At 39.5% G+C, this 9,323-nt stretch carries 11 protein-coding genes; 4 read left to right on the forward strand and 7 right to left on the reverse strand.

All coding sequences use genetic code 11. The annotated features are described in order from the left end of the window. The first annotated feature begins 585 nt into the window (after positions 1-585). The 3 genes from thiL to QZT26_RS14660 are packed head-to-tail and all read left to right on the forward strand — an operon-like array spanning position 586 to position 2,659. Positions 586-1,614, forward strand: coding sequence for a thiamine-phosphate kinase (gene thiL, locus QZT26_RS14650; RefSeq protein WP_295103202.1), 1,029 nt, complete (start codon positions 586-588; stop codon positions 1,612-1,614). Then, positions 1,592-2,254: an HIT family protein gene (locus tag QZT26_RS14655; RefSeq protein ID WP_295103204.1), complete on the forward strand. Its 663-nt coding sequence runs from the start codon at positions 1,592-1,594 to the stop codon at positions 2,252-2,254. Before thiL ends, QZT26_RS14655 begins: the two co-directional genes overlap by 23 nt. A 39-nt stretch (positions 2,255-2,293) precedes the next feature. Further along, the gene (locus QZT26_RS14660; RefSeq protein ID WP_295103206.1) at positions 2,294-2,659 is read left to right on the forward strand and encodes a nucleoside 2-deoxyribosyltransferase; all 366 of its coding nucleotides are present in this window, start codon (positions 2,294-2,296) and stop codon (positions 2,657-2,659) included. Positions 2,660-2,886: 227 nt separating this feature from the next. Here QZT26_RS14660 and QZT26_RS14665 read toward each other — a convergent pair whose 3' ends face one another. The 5 genes from QZT26_RS14665 to QZT26_RS14685 form a co-directional block, all read right to left on the reverse strand. Next, entirely contained in the window at positions 2,887-3,807 is a 921-nt protein-coding gene (locus QZT26_RS14665) for an IS3 family transposase (protein WP_295103208.1), read from the reverse strand. A gap of 32 nt (positions 3,808-3,839) precedes the next feature. Further along, the gene (locus tag QZT26_RS14670) at positions 3,840-4,154 is read right to left on the reverse strand and encodes a transposase (protein ID WP_295103211.1); all 315 of its coding nucleotides are present in this window, start codon (positions 4,152-4,154) and stop codon (positions 3,840-3,842) included. Positions 4,155-4,301: 147 nt separating this feature from the next. Next, positions 4,302-5,477: a hypothetical protein gene (locus tag QZT26_RS14675; RefSeq protein ID WP_295103213.1), complete on the reverse strand. Its 1,176-nt coding sequence runs from the start codon at positions 5,475-5,477 to the stop codon at positions 4,302-4,304. Between the two features lie 526 nt (positions 5,478-6,003). After that, positions 6,004-6,222, reverse strand: coding sequence for a hypothetical protein (locus tag QZT26_RS14680; RefSeq protein WP_295103216.1), 219 nt, complete (start codon positions 6,220-6,222; stop codon positions 6,004-6,006). Positions 6,223-6,332: 110 nt separating this feature from the next. After that, positions 6,333-6,665 carry a hypothetical protein gene (locus QZT26_RS14685; protein ID WP_295103218.1) on the reverse strand — a complete coding sequence of 111 codons (333 nt, stop codon included), beginning with the start codon at positions 6,663-6,665 and terminating at the stop codon, positions 6,333-6,335. Here QZT26_RS14685 and QZT26_RS14690 point away from each other — a divergent pair. Continuing rightward, on the forward strand, positions 6,647-6,994 hold the full coding sequence (locus QZT26_RS14690; RefSeq protein ID WP_295103221.1) for a LexA family transcriptional regulator: 348 nt from the start codon (positions 6,647-6,649) through the stop codon (positions 6,992-6,994). The two genes, QZT26_RS14685 and QZT26_RS14690, sit on opposite strands and share 19 nt — an antisense overlap. 193 nt (positions 6,995-7,187) lie before the next feature. On the opposite strand, the gene larE is transcribed toward QZT26_RS14690, so the two are convergent. Continuing rightward, positions 7,188-7,997 carry an ATP-dependent sacrificial sulfur transferase LarE gene (gene larE, locus QZT26_RS14695; RefSeq protein ID WP_099326344.1) on the reverse strand — a complete coding sequence of 270 codons (810 nt, stop codon included), beginning with the start codon at positions 7,995-7,997 and terminating at the stop codon, positions 7,188-7,190. Positions 7,998-8,062: 65 nt separating this feature from the next. Beyond that, positions 8,063-8,971 (reverse strand): quinolinate synthase NadA, encoded by a 909-nt coding sequence (gene nadA, locus QZT26_RS14700; protein ID WP_099326345.1) that lies wholly within the window; start codon positions 8,969-8,971, stop codon positions 8,063-8,065. Positions 8,972-9,323 lie beyond the last annotated feature (352 nt).

A 9,323-nucleotide genomic window follows, 5' to 3' on the forward strand; every position in this document is an offset into this window, starting at 1 on the left:
CCAATTTGCCTGGTCGTTTTGTGAAACAGGACGAACGGTAATTGAATGAAGTAGTTCGTTGTGTGTGTTATCGATTGGTGTTGTATGCTGGTTCATGCCCTATAATATAAAATATTTTAGGGGGAATATCCACGTTTTTTTACATATCTTTGTATATTATGCGCTTATGGAAAACTTTGACAGCGCCGTGTTATGTAAACGTATTTTGTTTACTTTTCAATAAAGACGAAGTACAATCACGCAAACAGAAAACACACAAACCCCTTCCCGGAGTTCGTGAGTCCCGGATTTACATCTGGAAATAACGTTTTTTCTTACCGCCATTGCCAATGAAGTGAAAGACAAAAGCATACTAAGGGTTATTTTAATGGCAAACGGTTTACATCAAAATTTTTACGCAGACACACTAACCCCGGAAGCAGTTAAAGAGGGCGCAAAAACCATAAGACAATTTTCAAAAAGACTGCGTAGCGTGTTTGGTCTTTAATTTTGCTATTCAAATTTCAAACAAAATAGTGTCTGTCCCTATTTCCTGTCTAAAAACGACTCCATATCACCAATTCATTGGGAAATGATAAAATAAAAATGAAAAAATTTATACAGGATCAATTTGTTGCAAAGTTTATAAGTAAATTTAGACCTTACTGTAAAGATAAAATGATAGTCACAAAGCCAGGTGACGATGGAACTGCTATGATCGACTTGGGCGAGCGACTTCTACTAATTACAACTGATTTTATAAATGCTACCCCTCTAATGATTACTCTCGGAGTAGGAGGGTATTTCGACTTAGGAGTGTTATTAGTTTCTTCAAACCTAAGTGACCTCTACGGGGCTGGTGGTTGCCCTTTTGGTATTCTACTAGCCGTTATGTTTCCAAGAAATGTTTCAGATAAAGATGTAGACAGCTTTATTTCAGGAGTAGAGTTCTATGCAAAAAAATACAACGTTAAGATAGTTGGTGGTGACACTAAAGCTGGAGAGAAGCTGGCTTTAAATGCAACTGCTTTTGGCTTTGCTTCGTATGACGAAGTACATCCTGAAAACGGTGCAAGGGTTGGTGACATTATAGCAGTAACTGGATTTCTTGGTAGTTGCTCTGCTGCTACATTTTATTTCTCACAAAAAAGAAGAAATAAACGTTTCGCGGAATTTTGTACAAAAGCACTAACTCGCCCTGAACTACCCTGGGAAGTTTCTGAAGAAATTAGGAAACGTAAAATAGGTCATGGTGGTATAGATATAAGTGACGGCTTAGGCGGTGATCTTTTAAAGCTATCTAAGCAAAGCAAAGTTGGCATCGAAATTGAAGCCGAACTAATTCCTATACATACCACTGTTAGAGAATTAGCAGAATATTATAATGTTAATTCGTTAGAATTTGCCTTTGGCTTGGGAGGCGATTGGCAACTTATTGTTACTTTAGAAGAAGCCGACTACGAACGTTTACGGAACAAAGGTTTCCAGATAACCAAAATAGGAAAGGTGATTGAAAAAGGTTGCCGGTTAAATTATAAAGGGAAAAAAATCAAATTACCTGCTTTCGCTCATAAAGATTTTCGTTTTAATAACTTGGTGGAGGAATTTAAAGATGTTATTGGACAACGTTTTTAATCCCAAAGTAAAAATTCACACAAAGAGAAACACCTTTTGCACATTTTGTGATTTAAGACCCGATGAGGTTATTATAAAGGCGTATAAGGATTTTTTTATTTTGATAGATCGTTATCCGCTTATGGAAGGTCATTTACTAATAGCTCCAAAAGAACATTTTGCATCTTTTCTTGATCTTCCTATCGATGTGCATACAGAATTAAATCACATAAAAAGTGAAATAAAAAACCTAATGTTAGATTCGTATGGTAAATGTAGCTTTTATGAGCATGGGCGTAATTTTCGAGGTTCTTTTGAAAACAGCTTGTCTCCCTGCTTCCATGCCCATATGCACATACTACCGGTTAACTTGGATGTTTTCAAATTGATGAATGTTATAACCAATCATATCGCTGAAGGTGAGATTCCACAATCGTCAGTCTTACCCAAACAGGAATATTTATTGCAGTCACTCGACGGCTTTCATTGGGAGGTGTACCACCCCACAGAAGAATTAGCTAAAAATTGTATGCGCGGTTTTATAGCAAAGGCATTAAAAATAGAAGGAAGAGCAAATTGGAAAGACACTTCAGCAATGGGTGGAATCAAAAACGATTACGTCAAAACATTTTTAAATTTTGAATCAAGTTTAAGTACTTAGAAAACGTTTTTAACTTGATCCTTTATGCAGAAAATAACGATGAAAATGGTTTTTATCAGCGGTAAACTAAGTGGAATTGCGCATGAGAAATTTAATAAAGAGATGGCAAAAGCGATACGTGCCGAAGGCTATGATGTATATCTTCCACAAGAACAATTACCAAGGAAAGTGCATAAAAATTGTTTGGAGATTTTAAAAAATAATGAAAAAGCAATTGGGAATTCAGATATCGTTCTTGTAATTTTTGACAACATGGATATGGGCGTCGCAATGGAATCTGAATATGCTTATGTTAGAGGAAAACTGATAATAGGTTATAGGTCAACCTTTGAAAAGAATTTAGGGAGTATGGTTGAAGGGTGTGTGCTGGTTCACCGTGAATTGGAATTTTCAAATTTAAAATAAGCTACTAAAGCTGGAGCTTTGCCCCAGACCCCAGGGTTTATTTTAGGCATAAGAGGAACTCTGGTTCGTCATTCTTTGATTGTGAGTGAGAGAGGAGCGATTTGCCTCCTCTCTAGGAAAGACGATCCGTCGTCCCCAGTTCGGCTATCCCTCGGTAGGTTGCTCCTCAGCAGAGCCTACTTCTGTTTTACCGAACGGCAAGATACTATTCCTTCGCCTCCTTTCTGTCAAGCGATTTTCCGTTTAGCCGGCCGTCGTTCCCTTGCTTCACTTAATTTACGGTCTCGTTCGGAAAAGATTTCTTTTTCACGTCCAAGCAATTTGTCCTGCGGAGCGATATAACCTATTGCGCTATGTAATCGTTTCGTGTTGTAATGCGCGACAAATTCCTCCACAATTCGCCGGGCGTCTTGCAGGTTTACAGGGCAATAGGGACGAATACTTTCCTGCTTTATTGTCTTGTGCCACCTTTCTATTTTCCCGTTACTTTGAGGATAGAAAGGCGATGTTTTTACATGCGTCATTCCGCTTATCCGGATATACTCCTTGAAATCCTTTGCTATAAACTGCGGGCCATTGTCAGAAATAATCCTTGGCTTGACGTCAGGATACTTCTCTTTAGCCCGTTCCAGGATAATTTCTATCTCCGTTTCCTTCATTGTTTCCCGAATTTCCCAATGGACTATTTGCCTGCTATAGCCGTCTAAAACTGCGCAGAGATAATAAAATGTGCCGCCAATATTCAGGTACGACACGTCTATGTGCCAGTGTTCATGCGGTATTAAAGGCTGCACAAACCCCGTTCCTTTTTTGGATGGCTTCCTGTTCCATTCCCGCATTACACCGGCATTCACCAACACCCGGTACACGCTTGACGGGCTTACGGCCACAATGTTAGCATCCAGCATCATAAAGGTCAGTCTACGATAACCTTCAAGAGGATACTCTTCATAATAGGCAAGGATCGCCTCTTTTTCCCACTCTTCAAGCCACGTATCACGCGGTATCCACGCATTGTGCTCATTTACTTTGCCGTAACGAGTTCTCCATTCATTAAACTTAGATTGGGAGATACCAATCCATCTGATCAATTGGCGCACCGGTATTTCCGCCTTTCCAGACCACCTATTGACAAAATCAACTACCATATCCCTTGTATCATGGGCTACCCAAATGCCTTTTAGTTTGCCCCAAGACTTTTTTTTAGCGCAACGTGTTCCTCCATCAGTTCGGACAATACCTCGTTTTTGCGGGCAAGCTTCTTCTCCAGTTCCAATGCCTTATTCTTCCATTCCTGGCACTCCCCGTCCTTCCCTTTTCCAAAGGCGTATACGGCATTTGACAGCAATTCCTTCAGCCAACGATAGTACATGGTTGGATGAATACCATTAGCGTCACACACATCCGAGAGTGTTTTCTTTTCAAGTAAGTGTTGCTTCATTATCTCCACTCGTTTCTCCGGTAGATACCTTTTTCTCATACTTACTTCTTTCATTTTTCCCTCCTTTGAAATAGTTTAAGTATAGCTTATTTCAATAAGAGAAATTCCATTTCCGTCTGAAGCAAAACAGGTGTTGGGAGCGGATAGATAAGGAATCGAAGGCAAACACAATTGAAGATGTTGGAAAAATTTTGCGCAGGCTTAGAAATAATTTTGGTATATTTTCTTCAGAAAGTCGTAAATTAATCCTTGAAGAATAATATTTAAGATAGTTCCTATACTAATAATACCAATAATAACTTTCTTAATATTTTTCTTTACGTATTTTATTAAGGTTTTTCCTTTTTCCTTACAAAATATCTTAGTACCAAGCCACAGGAAGCTCATAATTTGGGAAATAGTTTTTGACTCAAATTTAAATGTATGGTAAACTTTTGCAAAAATTTTTACTAACTCAAGGTCCTTACTACAGTATCTCCAATCATCAAAAGGATCTCTATACCCGCTGTCATTAATGATATCATTAATGGTATCCATGTATAGCTTGTATATATGGGTTTTTGAGAGATGGTCATAAGGTGAGGAAAATATAAATGGTTTTAATAAATAAGCGGGTTTACTTAATTTTATCCATGCACCACCCTTCCACGTAAATGTAAATTCCGCAAAAGTATATTTCTCAAAGTTAGTGACATAATCATTAAAAATTTTATAAACAGTAGGATTAGTTTTTATGTTTATTCCTAATTCAAGAATGGTACCAAGCACGACAATTTGTTTGGAGAGAGTCATTGTTTCCGGTTTTATGTTCTTCAACAACCATTCATAACCAGTATTATAAAACGAGGTGTTTGTGCGCTTTGCAATTTTAAGTGCCAACAATGCGTGGCAGGTACAGACGATATCTGGCTTATTAGGAGAGCTCCCGTCCATGAAGTAAGTCCATCCTCCATCTTTTATTGATTCACCTAAAGCTTTTATGCTATTTTCAAGTGCTTGTTTAAATTTGTTGTCTTCTGAGTTTACTCCTGCCAAAGCAATTATAAAATTAGATAGTTTTGGAACTTTATTTTGTGTGGAATTAGGCTCTGAATGCTCTTCAACAAGCCACGCAACCATCTGTTGAGTTAAAAAGGTCGGGTCTGTCCCTAATGCCTCTTTACAACCAAGTAGAGCTTGAACTCCCATTGCAGTGCCAAATATACCATGCTGTGGCCCACCACTTTGATGGTGTGGTTCTGAGTCGTCCAGGTATTCACCTAAGGCATAATATGATTTTCCCAATTCTACGTGCATGGCGTTAAGTTTTTTCTTAGTTCCTTCCTCGATATACTTAATAGCCTCAAAAGTTTTAGCTTTAATCTTATCCTCGATCATATAATTACTCTTCCCTGATGACATCAATAATTCCTGTAAAAAGGACTTGTTTAGAAGCAAAAAAGGTGTAAAACACCTCTGTGTTTTTTACGAAAATCCCGAAAATCCTAAGAACATCTCGAAAAATAGAGGGCAAATTGGGACAGACACTATTTTGTTTAACAAATTAATCAAAGTAATACAATGTTTGAATATGCCACATACTGCAAGGTTACTTGTTCCAAACTACATTTACCATATTACACAAAGAGGAAACGTAAACATTCGGTAAACACGTCTTACACATGTTGATGATAGGAAATTGCTTTTTTCCATCCGGTGGTCAGTTTAGCAAAAACAAAGAAAATTACAAGTTTTTTTGTTTTATCAGCCCTGCTGAATATCAAAGGAAAGAGAAATGAGAGCGAACGGTATGAAATTATAGGAGAATTGTCATGCGAGGGGTAATGTGCAACACATTACCCGTTTTTTTGACAGAAAATGGCAAGACCGTTCCTACATCCTGTAGAAGAATACAAAGAAACGGTTAATTTTGTGCAATACAGGATTCATCGTAGCCGGGCCAATCATCTGCCAGTATATTGAATGCAGACAGGTCATCGAAGAGTTCATAAACCGGCTCATGGTTTTTAGGGGAGAAATTTGTATTGGGAGGGTCTCTGGAAGGTATCGGTGCCCAAAGGCCGAGGTGTTTCAGTATCTGCCGTATTACCTGTTGGTCAGTGATAAAGCTGATGATCTTCATCTCCCAACCACATTTCGGACAGCACAGTGGGTCTGCCTCATAGATCTTTTTGATACAATCGCGCCATTGTTTTGACGGGATGCGTCGGGGTTTGTATTCAGATACATCTATTATTTCAACATGATCCCCAGGCTTTTCTTGAGAATCATTCCCATGAAACTTTTCGGGGTAATCACCAAAGGTGTGTATGACAGAACAACACCGGGCATGCCATCCTGAAGTTCTATAACGTTTTGTAAAAAAATAAAAAGGAGGTAGGTCAGGCGTCCTCGCCTGACATTATTATGACAAGCGAGGATGCTTGTCATACCTTCCGTATGTACAACGGCACAATTTCGTGAGCAAAGCCCTGTCATGTTTAAAATAGATGCGCAGCATAATGGGAATGCTGAAGACATAGTGCCGATGGGGGACTGGATAGAGGTTGTCTCTCCGGGAGGCATCGAAGCTCTCCGGGGTTTCCAATACGCACATACGGGATATAGAAGACGGCAGAAGTGTCCCGTCTTTTGAAATGGTGATGAATTTTCTCAGCGCTTACGGGGTAGATATAGAGATGTTCCTGCGGGAGACGGAATATTTGTCGTCTCGTGGAGAACCGGAAGGTCTGGGGGCGGCAAGGCGTGTGCCGGTAATTTCATGGGCGCAGGCGGGTAATTGGCAGGAGTTATGCGCCAACTTTCAGTATGGCGGGCATGAGGAATATGTAGAAACTGATTCAAAAGGGTTTTTTGCTCTCAAGGTGAGGGGGAGGCAACGTTTAAGCAACTGAAAAAGTACGGTAAAACGTGCGTACTTCATCCCCTGAACCTAAAATACGATGACATGGAGCTTAACAAGGATATTGAATACAGAATCGTTGGCGTGGTGATGGAGAAAGTGAAGAGATACCGGTAATTTCAGAGCTAAATAAGATTATTTGAAACATAAAATACCATTGTGAAGGATAATCGAAAAGTATGTACTTATTGTTTAAGCACCTCATTCATACTGCCGCTACGGTATCCTTCTACATCGAGAGTGACGTATTTGTAACCTATTTCCTTGAATGTATTGATTAATTCAGTTCTTTTGCCGTTTTGTAATAATTTGAGAAAATCTTCCGGCAGTATCTCAATTCTTGCTATGGTATCGTGATGCCTGACGCGAAATTGTCGCAGCCCAATGCTTCGCAAATAATCTTCTGCGGCGGCAACGAGAACTAATTTGTCTTCAGTAATGGCTTCTCCATATGGGAAGCGGGATGACATGCAGGCGTATGACGGTTTATCCCAGTTTGAGAGAAGGAGGTATTTTGATATTTCGCGTATGTCGGACTTCCTGAATCCGAGGTCTTTTAAAGGGCTGCGTACGCTGAGTTCCTTTGCAGCTTCAAGCCCGGGCCTGTGTTCACTTGTATCGTCAAAATTGGCGCCATCCACAACATTCTTGAATCCTTGTGCCCTTGCAATGTCTTTCAGTTTTCCAAATAATTCCGATTTGCAAAAATAGCACCGGTTCGTGGGATTTTCCGCAAAGCCCTTAATATTAAGTTCGCTGGTATGGATGGTCATATGGGAGATACCAATCTCCTTTGCTATTTTTGTCGCCTCTTCATATTCAAAGGCGGGATATGTTTCTGAACGGGCAGTGACTGCCATAGCTTTTCCGCCTAAAACATCAAAACAAACTTTCGCGACAAGCGAGCTGTCCACTCCTCCTGAAAAAGCAACAACAACACTTTCCAATGCCTCTGCATAGTTTCTTAATTTATTAAGTTTTTCTTTCGTATCCATACTACTCAACTGTGATCAAATTTTTAATTTCAGCAAGGTGTATTTGAATATATTCCACTGAAAATTTACGATAAATCCAGCATTTTCTGGATAGCGGAATGTGCCTTTTGCGCGATATCCTCAGCGACCTTGACTTCATATACAAGGTCTTCCAAAGCCCACAATACCTTTTCCAGGTTAATGAGCTTCATATTGGGACAATCGGAAAGCGGTGTAACTGCGAAAAATGATTTTTGCGGGTTCTCTTTCTTTAGGCGATGTAAAAGACCGATCTCGGTTCCGATTATAAATTTGCCTGCACTGGATTCCCTGCAATATTTTGCGATTCCAGTCGTACTTGCAACATGGTCAGCCAGCTCAATAACATCAGGTGTGCATTCAGGATGCACCACGATTTTTGCCTGAGGATGTTCCTTTTTTGCTTTTACAATATGTTCCGCCAGTATCCTGTGGTGTGTTGGGCAGTAGCCCTCCCAAAGAATCATGGGACGGTTGAGCTGTTTTGATACATACCCGCCCAGACTCTTATCCGGAACAAACAGTATTTCCTGTTCTTTGGGAAATGAAGATACGATTTTTATTGCATTAGATGACGTGCAACAGATATCGCTCTCTGCTTTTACTGCGGCGGTACTGTTTACATAGCAAACAACTTTTGCACCGGGATACTCCTTTTTTTTCAGAATAAGTTCCTTCCGGGTAATCATATTTGCCATCGGGCAGCCTGCATTTTCATCAGGCAAAAGCACCAATTTGCCGGGACAAAGAATTGATGCGGTTTCTGCCATGAAATGTACCCCGCAGAAAACAATCATTTCCGCCTCAGTTTTGGCGGCCTGTTGTGATAATCCCAGGGAATCCCCGGCGTAATCCGCAATATCCTGTACTTCACCCCTTTGATAGTTGTGCGCAAGTATTATTGCATTTCTTTTTTTCTTTAATTCTTTTATTTTATCTATTATTAATGTAGTCAAATTCTAGGTGTTTTGTTGATGTTCTTGTATTGAGGTATCTTTTCATGCCAGTGTTTCTTTCTGAAAAACATGGCGTAAACGCTACGAAAATGAATGATAACACAGTATGATGCGATTTTAAATACTTTTTTTATGTGACTCTTTCGCCAAATGAGTCAATTGCTCCCAACTATTAATCGGGAGCAGTTATTTCATACGAGTGGTTATAAGCAAAGGGAATGTGTTAGGGGCTGTCAGATAATAACATTTACAACTTTGGATTGAAATATATTCTGGAATCGGCTAAAATGTTTTTATGTCTACCGAAAAACTTAAAGAAAAAATCAACGATATTTTACCCTTTTTAAATGAA

The sequence above is a fragment of the uncultured Candidatus Kuenenia sp. genome, assembly GCF_900696675.1.
In the GTDB taxonomy this organism is placed as follows: domain Bacteria; phylum Planctomycetota; class Brocadiia; order Brocadiales; family Brocadiaceae; genus Kuenenia; species Kuenenia stuttgartiensis_A.

What these genes read in the sequence shown, in the direction of transcription:
- thiL (WP_295103202.1), top strand. Translation starts at nt 586, where the DNA reads ATGAAAAAATTTATACAGGATCAATTTGTTGCAAAGTTTATAAGTAAA.
- QZT26_RS14655 (WP_295103204.1), top strand. Translation starts at nt 1,592, where the DNA reads ATGTTATTGGACAACGTTTTTAATCCCAAAGTAAAAATTCACACAAAG.
- QZT26_RS14660 (WP_295103206.1), top strand. Translation starts at nt 2,294, where the DNA reads ATGAAAATGGTTTTTATCAGCGGTAAACTAAGTGGAATTGCGCATGAG.
- QZT26_RS14665 (WP_295103208.1), bottom strand. Translation starts at nt 3,807, where the DNA reads ATGGTAGTTGATTTTGTCAATAGGTGGTCTGGAAAGGCGGAAATACCG.
- QZT26_RS14670 (WP_295103211.1), bottom strand. Translation starts at nt 4,154, where the DNA reads ATGAAAGAAGTAAGTATGAGAAAAAGGTATCTACCGGAGAAACGAGTG.
- QZT26_RS14675 (WP_295103213.1), bottom strand. Translation starts at nt 5,477, where the DNA reads ATGATCGAGGATAAGATTAAAGCTAAAACTTTTGAGGCTATTAAGTAT.
- QZT26_RS14680 (WP_295103216.1), bottom strand. Translation starts at nt 6,222, where the DNA reads ATGAAGATCATCAGCTTTATCACTGACCAACAGGTAATACGGCAGATA.
- QZT26_RS14685 (WP_295103218.1), bottom strand. Translation starts at nt 6,665, where the DNA reads ATGCCTCCCGGAGAGACAACCTCTATCCAGTCCCCCATCGGCACTATG.
- larE (WP_099326344.1), bottom strand. Translation starts at nt 7,997, where the DNA reads ATGGATACGAAAGAAAAACTTAATAAATTAAGAAACTATGCAGAGGCA.